This is a genomic window from Halobacillus yeomjeoni, assembly GCF_020171525.1.
In the GTDB taxonomy this organism is placed as follows: domain Bacteria; phylum Bacillota; class Bacilli; order Bacillales; family Halobacillaceae; genus Halobacillus; species Halobacillus yeomjeoni.
This window is the reverse complement of the sequence record NZ_JAIVAI010000001.1, coordinates 787778-809425: the sequence shown is the minus strand read 5'-3', so window position 1 is coordinate 809425 and position 21648 is coordinate 787778. Positions and strand designations below refer to the sequence as shown.

Below are 21648 nucleotides of genomic sequence, written 5' to 3'. Positions count from 1 at the left end.
TAAAAATGAAAGGTTTTAAAGAACTCTCTGGCTAGAGAGTTCTTTTATATTATGAGGATTATAAACCCATGAAAACTTGCAATTAAAAAAGGTCAACCCTTTGGTTGGGTTGACCTTATTAAAGAATTTTAGAATTTAATTTCAAATTCTTAAGCTCGAATCAGTTTTTAAAAGATGACAGCATTCCTGACCTCAATGATCTGTCACTTACATTTCCAATTAACGAAATTCGGTTGTTCTCATTCAAATGAATGTTTCCTGTAACCATGGCTGTGTCGGTTTTTCCCTCTTTACTGTATTCCACTCTGACTTGGAAAGTGTAAGTGTAAGCATCTTTCATTCCAGATTCATCTTTTACAATTCGGATGTCTGCTGGTTTCAGTTCGTACCCCGTTCGCTGTGCCATTCCCAGCCACTCAAGAACATGACCGACGTTTACAAATTCGGGGTAATCATTTTCAGCCACAAGAGGTTTATAATGGTCATCAATATAAGTCTTTAATATGGAACGGTCACGGTCGGATCCATCTGCATAAAATTTCTCGTAAGCTTGGCTGAGCTCTTTGGTCGGCCCGGTGAACTCATATTCCAAGTAAGTGCGGATGGTTTCTTTGTCTTTAGAAACAGAACCACTATCCTTTTCGGTAGAAACGGTAGAAGATTCTTCACCGCTGTTTTGATTGGTTTCAGATGAGGAATCTGAACAACCAGCAGCTAAAAGCATAAATGAAGCTAAGACTACAAATGGTAAGAACGTTTTATTCAAAGCTATTATTCCTCCCTGACATGATATGTTCTTTTTTTAGAACTAAATTTCAATTCAAATGATAAATCCTATACCATTCATGTTCAAACTCAAGTATTTTACTCAAGAATCTTTGTCTTCCCTAAATTAATCTACAAGAATGAACAAATAAAAAAGAAGGAAATAACATACTTTTCCAGAAAGTGATATTTAAAGCCTTATATAGAGGAGTGGGTTGAGATTAAGGAAATGAGTGGTATAAGAAAAATGGGTGATAAGAAGTTAGTAGGCTTTCGTGTCATTTGTGCATCTATGGAAGGTTACGGTCAAGCGATTCCAGAGGCATCCATGGCCCTACAGCGAAGGAAAGATGAAATCAACCAATTAGTAGAGCCGGTCAAACTGATCGGGGCATTCAAAGCGGCAGAAACTTCAGAACAGGGTGATGGATATTGGGTGTGTTACGAGGTCCATGAAGTTGAAGAGGTTCCTGAAGGCATGGTGAGTCTTGTTATCCCTGCCAATACATATGCTGTTTTAAACTATAAAGGGCGTTCATCAAACATCCATCAAGTCTATTCCGATTTGCACAAATGGATAGAGGAGCATAGATATGAAAGGGTACCCAATGAGTGGACTCTGGAAATCTATACAAAATGGACAGAACAAGAAGATCACGTAGACCTGTGTGATCCGGTCCTTTGCTGAAATATTTAAATTCCTGACAGCTGTGCATCCTGAATTTGTATTTTATCAGCCTTTCTCTCTTTAGCCAATTGGTGGGGTGATCAGTATGAAAGTTAAAAAGGAGTTGTAATATGAACCATTATTTAAAGCGTGTGGGTGCAGCTTATATACCGGTTTCTAATGTTGTATCTTCATCAAATTGGTATCAAGAGAAGTTAGGTGCTATTGAGAATTATCAGGACGAGGAGAAAGCAATTCTTGAATTCGCAAATCAGAGCTTTTTCCTCGTGAAATCTCAAGGTGGAGAAAATAATCAATTTACTGACCAACATGGAAATGAGCATTTTTCACTGACTTTTGAAGTGGATGGATTAGATAGCTTAATAGAACTTCACAACTATCTTAAGCAGAATGAAGTCGATTTAAAAGATATTGAGGATCGTGGGCATCCTGGCAGAAATTTTGTGTTTTATGATTTAGATTCCAATGCTTTTGATGTTTGGAGTGAACTAAGTCCGGATTTTAAGAAACGTTATTCTTCGTTATCAAAATAAGTGATTATTTGTCTTGATTTAAGAGCCATGAAGGAGATTAGAAAGATGCCACACTACGACAATGAAGAAAGGCTGGCAGGTGGGAATGTCTCGGATGTTTATCGCGTGGGAGCCACCGTTAGACGGGAGTTGAAACCGGAAAGTCGAAAGGTGCATAAACTATTAAAGCATTTAGAATACAAAGGTTTTACATATGCTCCGAGGTATATAGGTATTGATGAGAAGGGAAGAGAGATTTTAACTTTCATTGAAGGAAAAGCCGGCAATGATCCAAATAAGGAATACATGTGGTCTGAAGGTAACTTGATTGAAATAGCAAGAATGCTGCGTCGTTATCATGATAGTGTTAGTGATTTCCACATTGAAGAAGATTGGGCACCCATTGATCACACACCTCAACCATTTGAAGTGCTATGCCACAATGATTTTGCGATATACAATATCATTTTTAAGGATGAGAAGCCTGTAGGAATCATCGATTTCGACGTTGCTGGTCCAGGGCCGAGATTGTGGGATATTGCCTATACTTTATATACTTGTGTTCCTTTAAGTAGAGTGTTTTATTCTGAATCAGGTGAGGCCTACCCCTATAAACCCTCGCTGCATGCTCGACATATCAAACATAGAGTTCAATTGTTTTTTAAATCCTACGGTGTGGCTATGAAAAAGGACTACATAGATATGGTCTTGTTGAGATTGGAAGGGCTGACCCAAACAATACAAAGAAAAGCTGAAGAAGGAGATAGAGCTTTTCAAGAAATGGTTGATGAGGGACATGTGGAGCATTACCGCAAGGATATTGAGTTCATACGTACCCATGGTAATGAATGGATTTAAAATACGATTATCCGAAGTTAAGTAAAATGGTTTGGTACTAAAATATTTCTAAGACGTTGGATGGAGAGGGAACAGAATGAATGTAAACTATGAAAATATGGTTTCATGGGTAGAGGACATCAAAGAAAGAAATAAAAGTTCTGCCGCTGCCCTTACAGTTATGCAAAACAATAGGGTTGTCTTTGAACATTACAATGGGACACACTCGAACACCTACGATGCAACACCTGTAAACAAATCCTCCAGGTTCAATGTAGCCTCTGTAAGGAAAAGTTATCTGGGCCTGACGATTGCATTTGCACTACATGAAGGGAAAATAGGAAGCCTTGATGATCTGGCATGTAACTATTTCAAAAATATAGATCCTGACATTTTTGGTCATACGACGATTCGACATTTGGTAACTCATACACACGGTCTGGATGAAACGCTATCTGGAGAAATCATAAGAGAATTTCCCGCTGGTGAGCACTGGGCATATAGAGGGATCAACATTCGACTGATGACTCAACTCATACGAGAAGTATACGGGATATCTTTTCCTGAACTTTTGCATAAAAGAGTGTTCCTGCCTATGGGGTTGAAGCGGACGAAATGGGAGACTGAAGAGCATGATGAATTAGTGAAAGTAATCATCGACCCGAATCAGTCTGGGCAAGATACATTTGGTACGAGAGGAGACGGAACGCAGTCCAATCTGTTCGTTTCAACCCGGGAGCTTGCCTTATGGGGAAACCTCTTTTTAAATAAGGGTAGATTCAAGGGCGAGCAAATTGTTCCGCAGCCGGTGATTGAATCAGCGGTCAGCATTCAAAGCCCTATGCATTTATCTAAGGAATATCCACGTAATGGTATGTTCTGGTTTGTGCAAGATGTTCCAAGAGATAAAAGCGAATTAGGTGAAAAGGTTCCTGCTGGTTCCTATCAAATCTTAGGGGTGACAGGCCCTACTTTGTTAGTTATACCAAAATACAATGTTGTCGTAGCAAAAATGTACAACAAAAGATACAACTACGGGGATGGTAATTATCTTTATTACCTCAGAGAGTTCAGCAATATAGTCGCTGAGACTTTCAAGTCAAGTGCATAATGAAGGAAGCATTTTTACATATTTATTGATTCTTCAAGCAAACGGCAAAGTATTCTCGAAAAAAATGATCAAAGAATGGGGGTCCATCAAGTGAATGCAATCAAACAAGTTCTGAACAATTATTTTTCAACGTGGAATGAAGGCTTTGAAACGAAAAGCGGAGACAAAATTAGAGAATATATGTCTGAAGATTTCGTAGGCTACTGGTCCCACTCAGGTATTCAGGAACCTGAACCCTATTATTACGATTACGACCTGGATACTGTATTAAAACAAATGGACAATGCTGAAAAAACCTTTGAACCTGTATCCGTAAACGAAAGAAAAGATGGAGATGAGTATGTCATTTTAGGTAAAGAGACAAACACCATCAACGGTAAGCCGTTTACTGCCCAGTGTATGTTCGTATGGAGAAATGAAGTGGGTGGGTGGAAATTGTTAAAAGAGTACATCGAGCTTGAAAAATGAGTTTTATAAACACTAATTCATTTTCACCGAAAGAGAACCTCCTGTCACAGGTGGTTCTTTTATTTTATCTATGGAACAAAAAACCTTATTCCTTTTAACTCGCTGAAAAAATCTCGTTTATATGCAAATGTGTTTATGGAGTGGACAAACAAGGTTGCGATAATTTTTATACATGATAAAATTGTCTATAATAAGCCTTTATTAAGATTAGGAGTGTTCGTAGTGAATGGAACAATGAAAGCAATTGTTAAGCATCATCGTGGTGAGGGAGCGGAATTGAGAGATGTAGAGATCCCTTCCATCCGTGAAGATGAAGTGTTGATTAAAGTGAAAGCGACGTCCATCTGCGGGACAGATGTACATATTTATAACTGGGATGAATGGTCCGCGAGCCGGGTCAATCCTCCTTACGTTTTCGGGCATGAATTTGCCGGTGAAATCGTGGAAGTAGGAAGTAAAGTCTCCAACTTCAAGGAAGGGGACTATGTAAGTGCTGAAACGCATTTGATCTGCGGTCACTGTCCTCAATGTCTGACGGGTAAATTCCATATTTGTGAAAACACTAAAATCATTGGTGTCGATACGCAAGGATGTTTTGCGGAATATGTAGCACTTCCGGAAAGCAACCTTTGGAAAAACCCTGAGGATCTTCCGACTGATATCGCATCCATCCAGGAGCCGATGGGGAATGCGGTCCATACCGTATTGAACGGCGATGTCGCCGGAAAATCCGTTGCGATTATCGGGTGCGGCCCGATCGGACTGATGGCTGTAGGTGTTGCGAAAGCGGCAGGTGCCTCCCAGGTGCTTGCGTTCGACTTGAACCCTTACCGCCTGGAATTGGCAGAGCAAATGGGCGCGACTGTGACCGTTCACTCAGGGGAAGAGGATCCTGTTGAAAAAGCGCGTGCACTGACGGATGGCCACGGCGTCGATGTCGTATGTGAAATGAGTGGACATCCGACGGCTATGGATCAAGGATTCAAAATGATTACCAATGGAGGCCGTGTATCGATCCTGAGTCTCCCGACCAAACGAGTCAGCCTTGATGTGACCAATGATATCGTATTCAAAGGTGTCGAGGTCCAAGGGATTACTGGTCGTAAAATGTATGAAACATGGCAGCAGGTTTCCAGACTGCTGAATTCAGGACAAGTAGACGTCAAACCGATGATCACTCACCATTTGAAATTGGAGGAGTTTGAAAAAGGGTTTGAGTTGATGAATCAAGGAAAATGTGGAAAAGTGGTATTACACCCATAACATTTTGAGGAGGGATTTCATGAAAGGTTTTGAATACTTACAAGAACAATTAGATGAAATGAAAGATCAGGGGACATTCCGCCAGCTGATTCCACTTGAATCTGCACAAGGGTCGAAAGTGACGATCAAAGGGAGAGAGGTCATCCAGTTATCATCCAATAACTATCTTGGTCTCACTTCCCATCCGAAAATGAAAGAAGCGGCAGAACGTGCGAACGAAGAATACGGTGTCGGAACTGGTTCGGTCCGTACGATTGCAGGTACATTGAAAATGCATGAAGATTTCGAAGAGAAGCTTGCAAAATTCAAGCATACAGAAGCGGCACTTGTCTTCCAGTCCGGATTTACCACCAACCAAGGGGTTCTTTCTTCCATCCTTGGAAAAGAGGATGTCGTCATTTCTGATGAATTGAACCATGCTTCCATCATCGACGGAATCCGTTTGACGAAAGCGGACCGTAAAATTTATAAGCACGTAGATATGCAGTCTCTTGAAGACGCCTTGAAAGAAAGTGCCGACTACCGCACACGCCTTGTCGTTACGGATGGCGTTTTCTCCATGGACGGAAACATTGCACCACTTCCTGAAATTGTCGAACTCGCTGAAAAATATGACGCTTTGATCATGGTCGACGATGCTCATGCGAGCGGTGTACTCGGGGATAACGGACGTGGAACAGTCAACCACTTCAATTTGGATGGCCGCGTGCACATTCAAGTCGGAACGTTGAGTAAAGCGATCGGTGTCCTTGGCGGCTACGTCGCAAGTACGAAAACATTGAGAGAATACTTGATTCACAAAGGACGTCCGTTCTTGTTCAGTACCTCTCACCCACCAAGTGTGACAGCGGCTAACGATGCGGCCATCGATGTGCTGTTGAATGAGCCTGAACTGATTGAAAAGCTTTGGGACAATACGAAATTCTTTAAAGACGGTTTGAACGAACTCGGATTTGATACCGGCATCAGTGAAACTCCGGTTACGCCTGTCATGATCGGGGACGATGCGATGACCCATAAATTCTCTGATGAGTTATTCGAACAAGGCGTATTCGCTCAAGGCATCGTATTCCCTACGGTTCAGCGTGGAAAAGGAAGAGTCCGTACAATTGTAACAGCGGAACATTCCAAAGAAGAATTGCAGGAAGCTCTTGACGCTTTTGAAACTGTCGGTAAAAAGCTTGGCATCATCTAACGGAGTCCGACCACTGTGACGATCTGTCATAGTGGTCTTTTTTATGAAATTTTGGTACCCTTTGATGAGGATGATGGATATCAAGGAATGCATTTAATTTTTTCATGAAAATTGATATAATAAGCAAGTTAGCAGGATCGATTCGAAAGGAGATCGAAATGAACGAACAACAACCAAAAGAGATGTCACAGATTCGTCAAACAGAACAGGAACAGACATCCTCTGATCAAGATAATTTGAATCGAATCAAACAAAAGTCCAGCGAAGACTTTATGAAATATTTTGAAACGACATATCAGCCTCCCAACATGAGGGATGCTCAACGTCGGAAAAGAAAAGAAACCGATGTGCTCTATGATTTTGAAATTCCAGAAGATATGGATCAATCCGGCAGAGGGAAGAAGTATATGATCCGTACATATGGGTGCCAAATGAACGAGCACGATACAGAAGTGATGGCGGGAATCCTGGAAGAGATGGGATATGAGTCCACTTCGAATACGAAAGAAGCCGACATCATCTTGTTGAATACGTGCGCCATCCGCGAGAATGCGGAAAACAAAGTGTTCGGCGAAATCGGCCACTTGAAGCCGTTGAAGATGGAAAATCCGAACTTGATCCTTGGTGTATGCGGATGTATGTCCCAGGAAGAATCCGTCGTCAACCGGATCCTTGAAAAGCATCCGTTCATCGACTTGATCTTCGGTACGCACAACATCCACAGACTGCCACAACTCGTGAAAGAAGCGATGTTCGGAAAAGAGATGGTGATCGATGTATGGTCCAAAGAAGGAGATATCATCGAAAACCTTCCGCGTTCCCGTAAAGGGAAAATCAAGGCGTGGGTCAACATCATGTATGGGTGCGATAAATTCTGTACCTACTGTATTGTCCCTTACACGCGGGGGAAAGAGCGGAGCCGCCTGCCGAAAGATATCATCCAGGAAGTGCGCCACTTGGCAGCTCAAGGGTATAAAGAAATAACCCTGCTCGGTCAAAACGTCAATGCCTACGGTAAAGACTTGGATATGGAATACGGATTAGGGGATTTGATGGATGAACTCCGTTACATCGACATCCCTCGTGTGCGATTCACGACTTCCCACCCGAGAGACTTTGATGATCGTCTGATTGAAGTGCTGGCTAAAGGCGGCAACATGCTGGATCACATCCACCTGCCTGTACAGTCAGGAAATTCAGATATTCTGAAAATCATGGGCCGTAAGTATTCCAGAGAAGAATATTTAGAGCTTGTCCGGAAAATCCGGGAAGCGATGCCGGGGGCAACATTGACGACGGATATCATCGTTGGCTTTCCGAATGAAACGGAAGAGCAGTTCCAAGATACACTTTCTCTTGTCGAAGAAGTCGGCTTTGAGCATGCGTATACCTTCATCTATTCGCCGAGAGAAAATACTCCGGCTGCGAAAATGAAAGATAATGTATCGATGGAAGAGAAAAAAGATCGACTTCATCGCTTGAACGCAATCGTCAATGCTCAGGCGAAGGAAGCCATGCAGCAGTATGAAGGGGAAATCGTAGATGTCCTCGTCGAAGGCGAAAGTAAAAAGTTTCCTGATGTGCTCGCGGGTTACACCAAACGGAACAAACTCGTCAACTTCCGAGCACCGAAATCAACGATCGGTAAAATCTTACCAGTCAAAATAACAAAAGCGAAAACCTGGTCCCTGGATGGGGAATTGGTTGAATCCAACGTAGAGGTGAAATGAAATGGCACAATATACACGTAAAGAAGTAGTAGAAGAAGCTCGTAAGCTTGCAAAAATGATGGCAGACATCGAAGAGATCGACCGTTTCAAGCAATTGGAAGCGAAATTGAATGAAAACATCAAAGTACAGGCACATATCAAGAAAATCAAGGCGCTTCAAAAACAAGCCGTCAACTTCCAGGCGTACGGAAAAACAGAAGCTCTACAAAAAGTAGAGGGTGAAATCGACCGCCTTCAGAATGAATTGGATGAAATTCCGGTCGTTTCTGAATTCAAGGAAACACAAACCGTCATCAACGACATTCTGCAGATGGTTTCCAGTACGATTTCTCGTGAAGTGACGAATGAAATCATCCGTTCTACCGAAGGTGATGTCTTAAAAGGCGAAACTGGTTCAAAATCCCAACAAAGTGGAAGCTGCCACTAAAAAGCACGTCTGCTAGAGAAAAATATAATAAAATTTCACGTTTAAACACCCGTCCGATAGAGGTTTTTCCCTCTGTCGGATTTTTTTTCGTACAATTTTCTAGGCTCTTGCATAGAATGAATTAAACACGTCCTTAGGCCAATATCATGTAGTCACTTTCGCCCAACCCCAACATAGGATGGGTGGTAGAATAAGGAGGAATGAAACCCTATGTCATTTTTTGAGCAAGATTACAGAGAGATCATTACAAAAGCTGTAATCGGGAAAGGGAAGAAGTTCACGGAATCGACACACACGATCAGCCCTTCGCACCGTCCCACCAGTATCTTGGGTTGTTGGGTCATCAACCACATCTACAACGCCAAGAAGAAAGGTGACGATGTAGAAGTCTACGGCAGTTACGACATCAACGTCTGGTATTCGTATAATGATAATACGAAAACAGAAGTCGTGACAGAACGAGTCAGTTATTGTGACCATGTGAGGCTGCACATCAAAGATGAGCACTGTCTCCATGACGACTTCGAAGTCATTGCCAAAGTTGTTCAGCAGCCGAATTGCCTGGAAGCGAACATTTCTTCCAATGGTCAGAAGATTACAGTGGAAGTAGAGAGAGAATTCACCGTCGATGTCATAGGTGAAACGAAGCTTTGTGTAAAAGTGGATCCGAAAAGATGTGACAAGTATGATGACTATGAATATGATTTGTCATCTGATGATTTTTCAGCGATTGATACGGACTTCTTACCTTCCTCATCCAGCAGCAGTAGTAGTGACGACGACCACGATTAATAACAAGTCCTTGCGCTCAGCGAGGATTTCTTTTTGCCCTCACGACCAGCGTGAGGGCTTCGTCGTTTCAGCATGAGATTATAGATATAAAAAGGTGGATGGGGGAAAAATTCTCTTAAGGCAGAGGACTGGGCAGCGAGGATTACTTCCAGGCAATCCCGCTTTTTAACCTTGATTTGTGTGCTATAATGGGGACAGCATAATTCAGACCGTTTTGGAGGATTTACCTTATGGCACAATATACACCAATGATGCAGCAATATTTGAAGATCAAAGCCGAACAGAAAGATGCCTTTCTGTTTTTCCGTTTAGGCGACTTTTATGAAATGTTTTTTGAAGATGCGACAAAAGCATCACAGGAACTTGAAATCACATTGACGAGCCGGGATGGTGGCTCGAACGACCGCATTCCGATGTGCGGAGTTCCCTATCACTCTGCTGAAAATTACATAAAGCAGCTCGTGGAAAAAGGTTATAAAGTGGCCATATGCGAGCAGGTGGAAGACCCGAAAGCAGCGAAAGGCGTCGTAAAACGTGAAGTCGTTCAGTTGATTACACCAGGGACCGTCATGGAAGGAAGCATGCTGGATGAAAAGGAGAACAATTTTCTCGCTTCTCTCAGTGCTTTCGAAGATGGGACGTTTGCTGTCAGTTACAATGATTTGAGTACAGGTGAAAACAGCGTGGCCTTGATCACCGGTGGCTTTGACGCTGCGCTCGGTGAGTTGTACAGCCGTCCTGTCAAAGAAGTGGTCGTATCAAGTGAATTCAATGAAGAACATCAGGATATGCTCAAAGAACGATTGGGTTACACAGTTTCCTTCGAGGATGAAACGGAAGTTGATGAAGCGTTCAAGTCTCTTGTCGAGGACGTCCATCAAGAAAAGCTCCTTGTCGGTTTCGGACGCCTGCTTCAATATATTCAGAGAACACAAAAGCGGACACTTGACCATCTACAACCGGTCAAAGTGGTCGAGCTGAAACAATACATGACGCTCGATATGTATTCCAAACGGAACCTTGAACTTGTCGAGACTCTTCGCAAAGGAGGGAAGTCGGGCAGTCTGCTTTCTGTCATCGACAAAACGATCACATCCATGGGCGCAAGAATGCTGAAAAAATGGATGGAGCGTCCTCTCCTTACGCCAAGTGCCATCAAGACCCGCCACGAGCAGGTCGAAGGATTTCTTAATCAATTTATGGAAAGGGAAACCCTTCGGGGTCAATTGACTTCCGTGTACGATTTGGAGCGCCTCGCCGGTCGGGTCGCTTATGGAAATGTTAACGCGCGTGACTTGATACAGCTGAGAAACTCATTGCGAAAAATCCCTGAAATTTTAACGACATTAAAACAGTTTAAACACCCTTCCATACATGAACTGTATGAAAAAATCGATCCTCTTGAAGAGGTGAAGGAACTGTTGGAAACGAGTATCGCTGACGATCCACCGATGACAATCAAAGAAGGTGGATTGATTCAAGATGGATTCAACGAGCAGCTCGACGAGTACCGCGACGCTTCACGTAACGGGAAGCAGTGGATAGCTGGACTTGAACAGAAAGAACGTCAGGCGACAGGAATCAAATCGTTGAAAATCGGATATAACCGCGTCTTCGGTTATTATATCGAAGTGACGAAAGCCAACTTGCGCTATCTGCCTGAAGGTACCTATGAGCGTAAGCAGACATTGACCAATGCGGAACGATTCATCACCCCTGAGTTGAAAGAAAAAGAGTCGATCATCTTAGAAGCGCAGGAGAAAAGTGTCGACCTTGAGTATCAGCTTTTCCTTGAAGTTCGGGATCAAGTGAAAGCATATGTTCAACAACTGCAGCACCTTGCGGATCAAATCAGCCGGATCGACGTCCTGCAAGGCTTTGCGCAGGTCGCAGAGTCGAACAGTTATGTCCGCCCGACCTACGACACGGACCGGATCATTGATATCAAGCAGGGGCGTCACCCTGTCGTCGAGCAAGTGCTCAAAGGCGAAACATTCGTTCCGAACGATATCTATATGAATGAAGAAACGGATGTTCTATTGATTACAGGACCGAACATGTCTGGTAAGAGTACGTATATGAGGCAGCTGGCATTGACAGCGATCATGGGCCAAATGGGCTGTTTCGTCCCTTGTGAAGAAGCGTCACTTCCGATTTTCGATCAGATTTTTACACGGATAGGTGCAGCGGATGACCTCGTTTCAGGTCAAAGTACATTCATGGTTGAAATGCTGGAAGCCAATCACGCTCTCAGTCATGCGACGGAAAACAGCATGATCTTGCTGGATGAAATCGGACGTGGGACGAGTACGTATGACGGCATGGCTTTGGCGCAGGCGATTGTCGAACATATACACGAGCATATCAGGGCCAAAACGCTGTTCTCCACACACTATCACGAACTGACGTCACTGGAGGAAGATCTTAAGCGTCTGAAAAACGTTCACGTCCGTGCTGAGGAGTACGAAGGAAATGTCGTTTTCCTGCACCAAATCAAAGATGGGCCGGCTGATGAAAGTTACGGTATCCATGTAGCAAAGCTCGCCGACCTTCCAGAAACGTTGATCGATCGAGCGACCTCTCTTCTTGAGCATTTGGAAAACAACAATGCCAAAACAGAGGTGGCTGCTTCATCAACAGATGAAGAACAATTGAGCCTCTTCGTCGAAGAACCGAAGACCGAGAAGAAAGAAGCACCATCAGGAGAAAACGAGCTTGAAAAACATCTGGAAAGCTTGAACCTGTTGGAAATGACTCCGATGGATGCGATGAACGAACTGTATCAACTGCAAAAACGAATCAAGTCATAAAAAGGAGGGACAGAGATGGCGCAAATCCAACTCATGCCCGATCACTTATCAAACAAAATAGCGGCCGGTGAAGTCGTGGAGCGTCCAGCCTCTGTCGTCAAAGAGTTGGTGGAAAACAGCATTGACGCAGGTGCCACGTGGGTAAGCGTCGAACTCGCAGAAGCAGGACTCGAACGGATCCGGATTACGGATAATGGAAAAGGGATGGAAGAAGAAGATTGTGAACGGGCCTTTTACCGCCATGCCACCAGTAAAATCCGAAATGAAAACGACCTGTTCCACGTACGTACGCTTGGATTCAGAGGGGAAGCTCTGGCGAGTATCGCAGCCGTCAGCCGCCTGAGCATCCAAACGTCGACCGGAGAAGGAGCAGGTACGAAGCTCGATCTGGAAGGGGGAAAGGTGATCCACAGTGGGAAAAGCGATGCCCGGCAAGGGACGGATATCACTGTGGAAGAGCTTTTCTTCAACACTCCTGCACGACTGAAATATATGAAGACCATTCACACGGAACTGGGTCATATTACCGATGTTTTGAACAGGATGGCATTAGCGCATCCGGAAGTGAAATTCACCTGCGTCCATAACGAAAAACAGATTTTCAAAACCAACGGGCGCGGGGATCTGCTGCAAGTCATCGCCAATATTTATGGTGTGAATGTCGCAAGAAAAATGATTCCGATTGAAACGGAAACGCTCGATTTCAAAGTGAAAGGGTATATTGCAAAACCTGAAGTATACCGGGCATCCAGAAACTATATGTCCACGATTGTAAATGGGCGTTTTATCCGCCATATCCCCTTGAATAAGGCGGTCATGAACGGTTATAATACCCTGCTGCCAATCGGGAAAAGTCCGATCGTCGTTTTGAATATCGAGATGGATCCGATTTTAGTGGATGTCAACGTGCATCCTTCGAAACTCGAGGTCCGTTTCAGTAAGGAAAAAGAACTGTTTGAAGCACTTGAGGATTCGATCCGAAAGGCATTCCGCAAAGAAACTCTGATTCCGAATGTGTCACAAGCACCTCCGAAACCGAAAAAAGAAAAGACGACGCAGGAGTCGTTCGACTTCAACAATGACCATAAAGAAGAAGCGCATCGGAAAAGGGAAGAAACGTTCCAACAATTAGTAAATGAAGGTGAAAAAGCGTCCGAACCTGAACGGGAATCCATTTATTCCGATCAACAGGATGAAGTCATCCGTGAAATGAGAGAGGAAATGGAAGATGTGAATGAACCTGTTCAACAAGAGCCGGAATTGGATCAGGTGGTCAAAGAACCAGAAAGCACTTCCAGAGTACCTACGATGTATCCGATCGGGCAGCTTCATGGGACGTATATCCTTGCTCAAAATGAAGAAGGGATGTATATCGTGGATCAGCACGCGGCTCAGGAACGGATAAAATATGAATATTTCCGTGACAAGCTTGCCGAAGTCGACCATGAAGTCCAGGAACTCCTTGTTCCGATGACCTTTGATTTCTCAAGACAAGAAGCACTTAGAATTGAAGAATACAAGGAAGAGCTGGAAAAAGTCGGCTTGTTCTTTGAACCGTTCGGAGACAATAGTTTCATCGTCAGAAGCCACCCGCAATGGTTCCCGAAAGGTTTCGAGGAAGAAGTCATTCATGAAATGGTCGAGCAGCTCATGAATGAAGAGCGGATCGATGTATTGAAACTGCGTGAGGAAGCAGCTATTCTCATGTCCTGCAAACGCTCGATCAAAGCCAACCATTACTTGAATCAATCTGACATGTTCCAGCTGCTTGAAGATTTAAGAAAATCGACGGATCCATTCACCTGCCCGCATGGCCGTCCGATCATCGTCTTTTTCTCTGAATATGAAATGGAGAAAATGTTTAAGCGGGTGATGTAACAAAATAAGCTCCCTACCTGATTCCTGGTAGGGAGCTTATTTTTGTTCATTCAAGAGCGTGTCCATTTTTTGAGTCCTTTCCATTGTTTCTCTATTTTGCTGAGCGCTTCTGAGTTTTCCAAGTAAATGTCGGAATCACAATTGGGGCACGTCACAGTTTCTTTATCTTCGAAAATGACCTGTGCGGCAATTTCCATTGTGTAGTTACAATAAGGGCAGTCGAACTCCACTTTCTGTCCAGATAGTCTTTCTTTGGCATCCATACAAGTATTCCCTCCATTTCATTTCTAGACTAAAAGACTTCCTTTAAATGGAATACCACTTCGAGAACATAAATAAACCATCCATGTTGACATAATATGTTTATGTTCAAGTGAGGATGGTTTGGCCTGAGTCCTTCTCTCCGGGAGTAGGGGAGGGGCTCAAGATATATTTTTTTGCTGCAATAGGAATCTGAAATAATTATCAATCTGTTTGATTTCATCAGGCTGGATTCCGAACCAGGCTTTTTTATCGAAGAATACTGGTTTGTCGTATCCTTTCGTTTCCAGGAGTTGTTTGATTTCGCGCATTTCATCTTCCATCTCATCACTGAGGCCAAGAAGATAATCTGCAGTGGTATGAAGGGCATGAGCGATCTTCGTTAAATCAGTCAAATCCGGGGAGGTGTAATTCCTTTCCCAATTTGAAACGACCTGGGCAGACACTCCGACTTTTTCAGCTAACATCGTTTGTGTGAAACCTCTATCTTTTCTAAGAGAACGAATTCTTTCATGAACCACTGTTTGACGCCTCCTTTTTTATACTATAACACATACTAACGAAACTCGATAGCAAAACTAACGAATATTTTGAATTTTTGTAACGGGTTCCGTTAGTAAGGGTAACGATTTCCGTTAGTAAGCCGCTGGATGTATGATTATAGCGGGATTCATGTATAATAGGGTACAGTGGAAAAGGAGGGCAACGAATGAAACCGAGAGTTATTTCTGTCGTTGGACCGACAGCGGTCGGAAAATCGAAATTAGGTGTAGAAATCGCCAAAAGGTTCGATGGAGAAGTCATCAGTGGAGACTCGATGCAGATCTATAAAACCATGGATATCGGCACGGCAAAGGTGACGGATGAAGAGAAACAGGGCATCCCGCATCATATGATCGATATCAAAGAGCCCGATGAATCGTTCTCTGTAGCTGAATTCCAGTACGAAGTTCAGCGTTTGATTCATGAAATTGACGCAAGAGGGAAGCTTCCGGTCATTGTCGGAGGAACCGGGTTATACATACAGGCGACTTTATATAATTTCAATTTTTCTAAGGAAAAGAAAGATCCATCGATCATTAAGCGTTTAGAACAAGAAAAGGAAGGTATAGGATTAGAGGGTCTCTATGAACGGCTGCGATCCATCGATCCACCCCAGGCGGAAAAAATACATCCGAATAATGAACGGCGTATTCTAAGGGCACTTGAAGTCTATGAAACAACAGGAAAAGTGATGAGTGATTACCAGGAGCAGCAAACAGGGGAATCACCCTTCCGCCCGATCGTCATCGGCTTGGAAATGGATCGGAGCGAGTTGTATGAACGCATCAACAAGCGTGTCGATCAAATGGTGGAAGAAGGACTGGTAGAAGAGGTGGGCCGCCTTTATGAGGAAGGTCTTGAAGATCATCAATCCATGAAAGCGATCGGCTACAAGGAGTTGATTCCATACTTCAAAGGGGAATACAATTTAGAGCGCGGCATCGAACTGCTAAAAAGGAACTCCAGAAGGTATGCGAAAAGACAGTACACATACTTTAAAAATAAGATGGATGTCAGCTGGTACGAAGTGTCTGAAGAGAATTATCATGATAAATTTGCAACAATTTTAGCCGATTTAGCAGGAATGATGGAGTAAAACATAGAATGGTAGTAAATACAGATAGAAAAGAGGAGGAACATCCATGGCTCAATCCGTAAATATTCAAGACACTTATTTGAATCAATTAAGAAAAGAACGTATGCAGGTGACTGTATTCTTGCTGAATGGCTTCCAATTAAGGGGTGTCATTAAAGCTTTTGATAATTTCACGGTCTTGCTTGAAACTGACGGGAAACAACAATTGATCTTCAAGCATGCCATTTCGACTTTCGCACCAGCGAAAAATGTTTCCTTGGATAAGGAATAAAAGTCGTTAAGTGACTTTACATAGGAGGCGGGCGCATTATGCGTCCGCTTTTTATTTATGCTCTGTTATTGCTTGGTGTTGTTATTTCACATGGGAGTTTGTATCCGCTCTTCTAGTCCTGGGATTTGTATGAGGCGGCCTTTTAGAATGACTCCCTTTCCGTGGGGTACCGTGAGCCTCCTCAGGCTGCGCCTTACGGGGTCTCACGATGTACCTTTATCCCACAGGAGTCTCGCCATTCTAAAAGGCCGCCTCTTCAAAGTAGAAGGGTAGGAATGGCCGTTACCGAAGTCCGGTACACCAACCACGAACGGGGTGGCAGGGAAAACAGGTAAACTCCTGCGGGAAAAAGGAACAAGTTGAGACCCCGGAGAACGAAGTTCGAGGAGGCTCAGCGTTCCCCGCGGAAAGCGGACTGTTTTCCCTGCCATCCCATACTCCTGGTAAAGAACAGACCGGACCCCTAATCCCAAACGGCGACTGTTTAGTAATCGTTTGAAATATCAATAACGAGAGCCAATATTTATATTTCTGATCTTTCAAAAGGAGGTGGATCGAATGTGTATCCGGTTTTTGTTCTTGCTGGTTTGTACAGCGTTCATTACGGGGTGTGAAAGCCAAGATGCTCAGACTCTTCCATTGGTGAGTATGGTGGAAGAAAAGAAGCCAATCGGTTCATTGGAAATCACGCAGGATAAATTCCAGCACAATGCTTCGGAAAAAGCGGAAACAACTAGACAAGCGTTCATAGATAGGTTTGAGTCTATTGTTAAAGATGTGCATTTATCAAAGGTGGAATACAAAAAAATAAAAAAGTGGCATAGGCAATATGAAAGAAACGATACATACCTGACCATCACTGTGGCAAATTCGGAGAACAGTAAGAATGTATTTTTCATGGACGTAACCGATTCTGGAGAAGGCCTGTTAGTCAGCTTTGAAAACGGTGAGTCTACTGACATCGTTTACCAGTTGAAGAACGGTGATGGTGATCTTTATGAAAAGATTCATGCATTATATACGTCGATTCACGAAGAAAAGTCCGAAAGTTAAAAGGTTTATTCCCCCGTTTGGAACGTATACGATTTTGTACACGCTCCGAACGGGGTTTTTGTATACTTTTTTCATATATACAACGTACTTAATACATATTTCATATATGTCTTCAAGGGTGTTAGGTTATTATCAGATACTTCTGAAAATAAAAAGGGGAGATTATATGCCGAATGCCAGAGCGAACTTTGGAGGAACCCGACAAAATTCAGTCATCCAGCTGGATGCTGGAGAAGTTCTTTCTGAAGAAAGTCAGATAGAAGAAGATATCTGTAATCCTCCGGTGACAGGAATGGTCTACGGAACACTCCTGAACTATAAAGGGGTTTTAGAACAGATGAGGGATGAACTTCACGAACCTCCATATAAAGCCCCGCCTAAAGCCCCGATTCTTTATATCAAGCCGGAAAACACTTATTTAGGACATAAAGGAATCATCCCTCTGCCTAATGATGCAGATGAAGTTGTGATCGGAGCAAGTATAGGGATCGTCATCGGTAAAAAAGCTGCCCGAATCAAAAAAGAAGAGGCGTTCGATTATGTGGAAGGATATACGGTTGTGAATGATGTCGGCCTTCCTCACAAAAGTGTTTTCAGGCCGGCTGTCAAAGAAAAGGCGCGTAACGGTTTTTGTCCGATAGGTCCCTGGGTCATTGAAAGAACGGCTGTTCCTGATATCAATGATGTTGAAACTAGAGTGTATATCAATGGTCAACTGGAGCAGCACAATTCAACCAGGAATTTGGTGAGATCCGTACAGGAACTGCTTCAGGATGTCACCGAATTCATGACCTTGAATGAAGGGGATGTTCTTATGGTGGGGGTGCCGGAAAATCCTCCTGCCGCTGAAAATAATGACAACATAAGAATTGAAGTCGAAAACATCGGTGTCTTAGAAAACAGGATTCAAAAAAAGGTGTAGTGAGGAGGGGTCTGTCAATGAAAACAGCGCGTGTAGCCTACCAAGGGCACGTTCATTACGCGAAAATCACTGATAAAGGATTGGAATTGGAAAATGGGAAGTCCGTGCAGGAGGATGAAGTGGTCTGGCTTCCCCCTGTTGAACCACATACCTGCTTTGCACTCGGGTTGAATTACAAGGATCATGCCAGTGAACTTTCTTTTGAGGCACCGGAAGAACCGCTCATTTTTTTAAAGGGATCGAACACATTCACCGGACATCGCGGTTTTACAAAACGACCTGCAGACGTCACCAACATGCATTATGAATGTGAATTAGCAGTAATCATCGGCAAAAAAGCAGAAAATGTTTCAAAGGAAGATGCCTGGGATTATGTGGCGGGGTATACCATCGCCAATGATTATGCCTTCCGTGACTATTTGGAGAATTACTACAGGCCGAATCTCCGTGTGAAGAACAGGGATGACAGTACCCCGTTGGGTCCCTGGTTCGTAAGCAGAGACGATATTGATAATCCGATGAATTTGACGCTGCGCACCTATATCAATGGTGAAATCGTTCAAGAAGGTTCGACCAAGGATATGATTTTTGATATTCCCACATTAATAGAATATTTGAGTGATTTCATGACCTTACAACCGAATGATGTGATCTTGACGGGAACACCGAAGGGGACAGTCGATACGAAAGTCGGGGATGAAGTCGTGACCGAAATCGAAGGGCTTGGTAGGCTTAAAAATACGGTTATTGCATAGGGGGAGAGAGCTTATGCCGCATGTCATTTTAGAATATACAAATAACCTGTCATCCCGAACAGACATCCAGCAATTGGTTGAAAAAGTGAATCAAATACTGGTGGAGAAGAACGATACTTTCCCGACAGGAGGTATAAGGGTCAGAGCTTATGAAACCAGTCATTACTGTATTGCTGATGGTAAAGAAGACGATGCGTTTGTACATGCGATCGTTAAAATAGGAAAAGGACGAAGCGAAGAAGTTATCGAAAATACGTGTGAGAATATTCTCAGCACGATGAAAGAGCATTTTCAAGATTACGTAACGGATCATTATCTGGCATTATCACTTGAAATGATTGAGTTCCAACGTCCGACATACAAGTGGAATAATATCCACCAGCGTTTCAAGTAGCCTTTTCCTTCATATCACAAACAATAAAATGAAAACGCTTACTATGAAGTGGGTGTCTTTTGGTTAGGCTGAACACCGTACCTGCATGAGTGTGCGCCGAGCTTATTCTTTGTTTCTTTACCAACTGTTCGTCGGTTATAAGTGTTGTATAAAAATCTGGAGGGGTATCATGCTGGGTATTGAAGATTACTGGGTCGCTTTTGCATGGTTGGGTACGATAACAGCACCAATCGGCTGTATCATTTACGGATGTTATATATGGGGGAAAGGAGGAGAAGATTCATGAATCTGTCTATCCTCATTCCTCTTCTGATCGTTTATATCAGCGTCATGTCCCTGCTCGCATACTATGGTTATAAAAAGACGGTTACCCAGGAAGATTATTTGATTGGCGGAAGGAACACAAATCCGCTGATCATGGCATTATCTTATGGAGCTACCTTCATCAGTACGTCTGCAATGGTCGGTTTTGGAGGGGTGGCTTCCGTTTATGGCATGGGGCTGCTTTGGCTGGCCTTCCTGAATATTGTATTAGGCATTTTTGTCGCGTTTGCCGTTTTTGGAAAAAGGATTCGAAGAATGTCCTTGCATATGAACGCCAGCACGTTTTCAACCTTCCTTGGAAAATACTATGAGTCGAAGTTCATTACCATTTTCTCAGGCCTCATGATTTTCATCTTTATGCCTGCTTACACGAGTATCGTACTGATTGGTGGAGGCAGGTTCATCCAGGAAAGCCTCTCATTGAATTACAACATTGCTTTGTTACTGATCGCTTTCATTGTTGGTGTTTATGTCATCACCGGTGGAATAAAAGCAGTCATGTATACAGATGCCTTCGGGGCGTTGATCATGCTTGCTGGTATGGCGGTCTTCCTTGTTCTTACATATTATGCTGTGGGCGGTGTATTGGATGGCCATCATGCTTTAAGAGCATTGACAAATCAGGTTCCGGAGGCTTTGGCTGAAAATGGACATAATGGATGGATGAGTATGCCGGATACGGGTTCACCGATGTGGTGGACATTGATCAGTACGCTTATTCTTGGAGTCGGGATCGGTGTATTAGCTCAACCTCAATTGGTGTTGCGTTCCATGACCGTCAACAGTGATCAATCCTTATACAGATCGGTGCTCGTAGGCGGAGTTTTCATTTTTTTCATGGCTGGTTCCGCTTATATGATCGGACCTTTGAGTAATGTCTATTTCATGGAAACATCAGGTCAGCTGGCGATGGAAGCAGCGGGTGGGAATATCGACCTTGTCATTCCGAAGTTGATCAATTCCTTGATGCCGGAATGGTTTGTTTATTTATTCACTTTGAGCTTGATTTCTGCCACCATTTCCACCGTCAGTTCACTGATCCACGTCCAGTCCGCTGCTTTCAGTGAGGATATTCTGCGGACGTTAGGGTTCAAAAGAAGAGTTGCTAAAATGAATACAGCAAAGCTTGGTGTAATGATCGGCATCGTGGCAGCTATAATGCTCGCATATATTCTTCCGGGAGGAGTTATTGCCCAGGCGACAGCATTCTGGTTCGGAATCTGTGCCGCTGGATTTTTGCCTTCGCTCGTAGGTGCTATGTTCTGGAAAGGTTCGTCCAAGAGAGGGGCAGAAGCCAGTATTATCGCAGGATTCAGTGCAAGCATGTTTGGATTCTTATTTCTGAAAAGCAGTCAGTCGACAGCGTTCGGCCTGTCAAAAGCCCTTTTCGGAAAAGACTATTTGCTGCCTTTTCCGTGGACCCACATCGATCCACTTGTCTATTCGCTTACATTATCCACCGTTGTTTTTATTATTGTGAGTTTGAAAACAAAGACCAAGACAGAACACGTTCGAACAGAATGGCCCCATCAAAAAATTGCTGAGCGTTAAAA

General features: G+C 43.4%; 23 protein-coding genes. 19 read left to right on the top strand and 4 right to left on the bottom strand.

What is annotated here, in order from left to right; genetic code table 11:
• Positions 1-160: 160 nt before the first annotated feature.
• Positions 161-766 (bottom strand): hypothetical protein, encoded by a 606-nt coding sequence (locus tag LCL89_RS04165; protein WP_224807930.1) that lies wholly within the window; start codon positions 764-766, stop codon positions 161-163.
• Positions 767-994: 228 nt separating this feature from the next.
• Here LCL89_RS04165 and LCL89_RS04160 point away from each other — a divergent pair, with 228 nt between their 5' ends.
• From LCL89_RS04160 to mutL, 12 genes are all read left to right on the top strand, one after another.
• A complete protein-coding gene (locus LCL89_RS04160; RefSeq protein WP_224807928.1) occupies positions 995-1453 on the top strand; it encodes a GyrI-like domain-containing protein in 459 nt (152 codons plus the stop codon).
• Between the two features lie 110 nt (positions 1454-1563).
• Positions 1564-1986, top strand: coding sequence for a VOC family protein (locus LCL89_RS04155; RefSeq protein ID WP_224807927.1), 423 nt, complete (start codon positions 1564-1566; stop codon positions 1984-1986).
• Between the two features lie 45 nt (positions 1987-2031).
• On the top strand, positions 2032-2823 hold the full coding sequence (locus LCL89_RS04150; RefSeq protein ID WP_224807925.1) for a phosphotransferase: 792 nt from the start codon (positions 2032-2034) through the stop codon (positions 2821-2823).
• A 76-nt stretch (positions 2824-2899) separates the two neighbouring features.
• Positions 2900-3913, top strand: coding sequence for a serine hydrolase domain-containing protein (locus LCL89_RS04145; protein WP_224807914.1), 1014 nt, complete (start codon positions 2900-2902; stop codon positions 3911-3913).
• Between the two features lie 90 nt (positions 3914-4003).
• Positions 4004-4381 (top strand): DUF4440 domain-containing protein, encoded by a 378-nt coding sequence (locus LCL89_RS04140; protein WP_224807905.1) that lies wholly within the window; start codon positions 4004-4006, stop codon positions 4379-4381.
• A 222-nt stretch (positions 4382-4603) separates the two neighbouring features.
• On the top strand, positions 4604-5644 hold the full coding sequence (tdh, locus tag LCL89_RS04135; protein WP_224807903.1) for an L-threonine 3-dehydrogenase: 1041 nt from the start codon (positions 4604-4606) through the stop codon (positions 5642-5644).
• A 19-nt stretch (positions 5645-5663) separates the two neighbouring features.
• On the top strand, positions 5664-6839 hold the full coding sequence (locus LCL89_RS04130; RefSeq protein WP_224807901.1) for a glycine C-acetyltransferase: 1176 nt from the start codon (positions 5664-5666) through the stop codon (positions 6837-6839).
• Positions 6840-6997: 158 nt separating this feature from the next.
• A complete protein-coding gene (gene miaB / locus LCL89_RS04125; RefSeq protein WP_224809572.1) occupies positions 6998-8569 on the top strand; it encodes a tRNA (N6-isopentenyl adenosine(37)-C2)-methylthiotransferase MiaB in 1572 nt (523 codons plus the stop codon).
• 1 nt (position 8570) lies between these two features.
• Positions 8571-8996 carry a RicAFT regulatory complex protein RicA family protein gene (locus LCL89_RS04120; protein WP_224807900.1) on the top strand — a complete coding sequence of 142 codons (426 nt, stop codon included), beginning with the start codon at positions 8571-8573 and terminating at the stop codon, positions 8994-8996.
• Between the two features lie 210 nt (positions 8997-9206).
• Positions 9207-9788 carry an outer spore coat protein CotE gene (locus tag LCL89_RS04115; protein WP_197315979.1) on the top strand — a complete coding sequence of 194 codons (582 nt, stop codon included), beginning with the start codon at positions 9207-9209 and terminating at the stop codon, positions 9786-9788.
• A 230-nt stretch (positions 9789-10018) separates the two neighbouring features.
• Positions 10019-12598: a DNA mismatch repair protein MutS gene (gene mutS, locus LCL89_RS04110; RefSeq protein WP_224807890.1), complete on the top strand. Its 2580-nt coding sequence runs from the start codon at positions 10019-10021 to the stop codon at positions 12596-12598.
• A 15-nt stretch (positions 12599-12613) separates the two neighbouring features.
• Complete coding sequence (gene mutL, locus LCL89_RS04105; RefSeq protein WP_224807882.1) at positions 12614-14476, top strand: DNA mismatch repair endonuclease MutL; 1863 nt, start codon at positions 12614-12616, stop codon at positions 14474-14476.
• A 50-nt stretch (positions 14477-14526) separates the two neighbouring features.
• Here the strand turns inward: mutL and LCL89_RS04100 are convergent, their stop codons facing one another.
• Both LCL89_RS04100 and LCL89_RS04095 read right to left on the bottom strand, forming a co-directional pair.
• A complete protein-coding gene (locus LCL89_RS04100) occupies positions 14527-14739 on the bottom strand; it encodes a hypothetical protein (protein WP_197315982.1) in 213 nt (70 codons plus the stop codon).
• 159 nt (positions 14740-14898) lie between these two features.
• Positions 14899-15258 carry a helix-turn-helix domain-containing protein gene (locus LCL89_RS04095; RefSeq protein WP_197315983.1) on the bottom strand — a complete coding sequence of 120 codons (360 nt, stop codon included), beginning with the start codon at positions 15256-15258 and terminating at the stop codon, positions 14899-14901.
• A 188-nt stretch (positions 15259-15446) separates the two neighbouring features.
• Here LCL89_RS04095 and miaA point away from each other — a divergent pair, with 188 nt between their 5' ends.
• Entirely contained in the window at positions 15447-16376 is a 930-nt protein-coding gene (miaA, locus tag LCL89_RS04090) for a tRNA (adenosine(37)-N6)-dimethylallyltransferase MiaA (RefSeq protein WP_224807880.1), read from the top strand.
• 46 nt (positions 16377-16422) lie between these two features.
• Positions 16423-16647, top strand: coding sequence for an RNA chaperone Hfq (gene hfq / locus LCL89_RS04085; protein WP_197315985.1), 225 nt, complete (start codon positions 16423-16425; stop codon positions 16645-16647).
• Positions 16648-16850: 203 nt separating this feature from the next.
• Here hfq and LCL89_RS04080 read toward each other — a convergent pair whose 3' ends face one another.
• A complete protein-coding gene (locus LCL89_RS04080; RefSeq protein ID WP_224807878.1) occupies positions 16851-17078 on the bottom strand; it encodes a hypothetical protein in 228 nt (75 codons plus the stop codon).
• A 127-nt stretch (positions 17079-17205) separates the two neighbouring features.
• Between LCL89_RS04080 and LCL89_RS04075 the strand changes: the two genes are divergently transcribed.
• The 5 genes from LCL89_RS04075 (at position 17206) to LCL89_RS04055 (ending at position 21646) form a co-directional block, all read left to right on the top strand.
• A complete protein-coding gene (locus LCL89_RS04075; RefSeq protein ID WP_224807876.1) occupies positions 17206-17700 on the top strand; it encodes a hypothetical protein in 495 nt (164 codons plus the stop codon).
• A 166-nt stretch (positions 17701-17866) separates the two neighbouring features.
• Complete coding sequence (locus LCL89_RS04070; RefSeq protein ID WP_224807874.1) at positions 17867-18622, top strand: fumarylacetoacetate hydrolase family protein; 756 nt, start codon at positions 17867-17869, stop codon at positions 18620-18622.
• 17 nt (positions 18623-18639) lie between these two features.
• On the top strand, positions 18640-19377 hold the full coding sequence (locus LCL89_RS04065; RefSeq protein WP_224807872.1) for a fumarylacetoacetate hydrolase family protein: 738 nt from the start codon (positions 18640-18642) through the stop codon (positions 19375-19377).
• A 13-nt stretch (positions 19378-19390) separates the two neighbouring features.
• Positions 19391-19771 carry a 5-carboxymethyl-2-hydroxymuconate Delta-isomerase gene (locus LCL89_RS04060; protein ID WP_224807870.1) on the top strand — a complete coding sequence of 127 codons (381 nt, stop codon included), beginning with the start codon at positions 19391-19393 and terminating at the stop codon, positions 19769-19771.
• Between the two features lie 282 nt (positions 19772-20053).
• A complete protein-coding gene (locus LCL89_RS04055) occupies positions 20054-21646 on the top strand; it encodes a sodium:solute symporter family protein (RefSeq protein ID WP_224807869.1) in 1593 nt (530 codons plus the stop codon).
• Positions 21647-21648: the final 2 nt, after the last annotated feature.

Coding starts and splice junctions, on each gene's coding strand:
- LCL89_RS04075 (WP_224807876.1), top strand. CDS start 17,206: ATGTGTATCCGGTTTTTGTTCTTGCTGGTTTGTACAGCGTTCATTACG.
- mutL (WP_224807882.1), top strand. CDS start 12,614: ATGGCGCAAATCCAACTCATGCCCGATCACTTATCAAACAAAATAGCG.
- LCL89_RS04150 (WP_224807925.1), top strand. CDS start 2,032: ATGCCACACTACGACAATGAAGAAAGGCTGGCAGGTGGGAATGTCTCG.
- LCL89_RS04155 (WP_224807927.1), top strand. CDS start 1,564: ATGAACCATTATTTAAAGCGTGTGGGTGCAGCTTATATACCGGTTTCT.
- miaA (WP_224807880.1), top strand. CDS start 15,447: ATGAAACCGAGAGTTATTTCTGTCGTTGGACCGACAGCGGTCGGAAAA.
- hfq (WP_197315985.1), top strand. CDS start 16,423: ATGGCTCAATCCGTAAATATTCAAGACACTTATTTGAATCAATTAAGA.
- LCL89_RS04130 (WP_224807901.1), top strand. CDS start 5,664: ATGAAAGGTTTTGAATACTTACAAGAACAATTAGATGAAATGAAAGAT.
- miaB (WP_224809572.1), top strand. CDS start 6,998: ATGAACGAACAACAACCAAAAGAGATGTCACAGATTCGTCAAACAGAA.
- mutS (WP_224807890.1), top strand. CDS start 10,019: ATGGCACAATATACACCAATGATGCAGCAATATTTGAAGATCAAAGCC.
- LCL89_RS04055 (WP_224807869.1), top strand. CDS start 20,054: ATGAATCTGTCTATCCTCATTCCTCTTCTGATCGTTTATATCAGCGTC.
- LCL89_RS04100 (WP_197315982.1), bottom strand. CDS start 14,739: ATGGATGCCAAAGAAAGACTATCTGGACAGAAAGTGGAGTTCGACTGC.
- LCL89_RS04145 (WP_224807914.1), top strand. CDS start 2,900: ATGAATGTAAACTATGAAAATATGGTTTCATGGGTAGAGGACATCAAA.
- LCL89_RS04060 (WP_224807870.1), top strand. CDS start 19,391: ATGCCGCATGTCATTTTAGAATATACAAATAACCTGTCATCCCGAACA.
- LCL89_RS04080 (WP_224807878.1), bottom strand. CDS start 17,078: ATGGCAGGGAAAACAGTCCGCTTTCCGCGGGGAACGCTGAGCCTCCTC.
- LCL89_RS04160 (WP_224807928.1), top strand. CDS start 995: ATGAGTGGTATAAGAAAAATGGGTGATAAGAAGTTAGTAGGCTTTCGT.
- LCL89_RS04070 (WP_224807874.1), top strand. CDS start 17,867: ATGCCGAATGCCAGAGCGAACTTTGGAGGAACCCGACAAAATTCAGTC.
- LCL89_RS04065 (WP_224807872.1), top strand. CDS start 18,640: ATGAAAACAGCGCGTGTAGCCTACCAAGGGCACGTTCATTACGCGAAA.
- LCL89_RS04115 (WP_197315979.1), top strand. CDS start 9,207: ATGTCATTTTTTGAGCAAGATTACAGAGAGATCATTACAAAAGCTGTA.
- LCL89_RS04120 (WP_224807900.1), top strand. CDS start 8,571: ATGGCACAATATACACGTAAAGAAGTAGTAGAAGAAGCTCGTAAGCTT.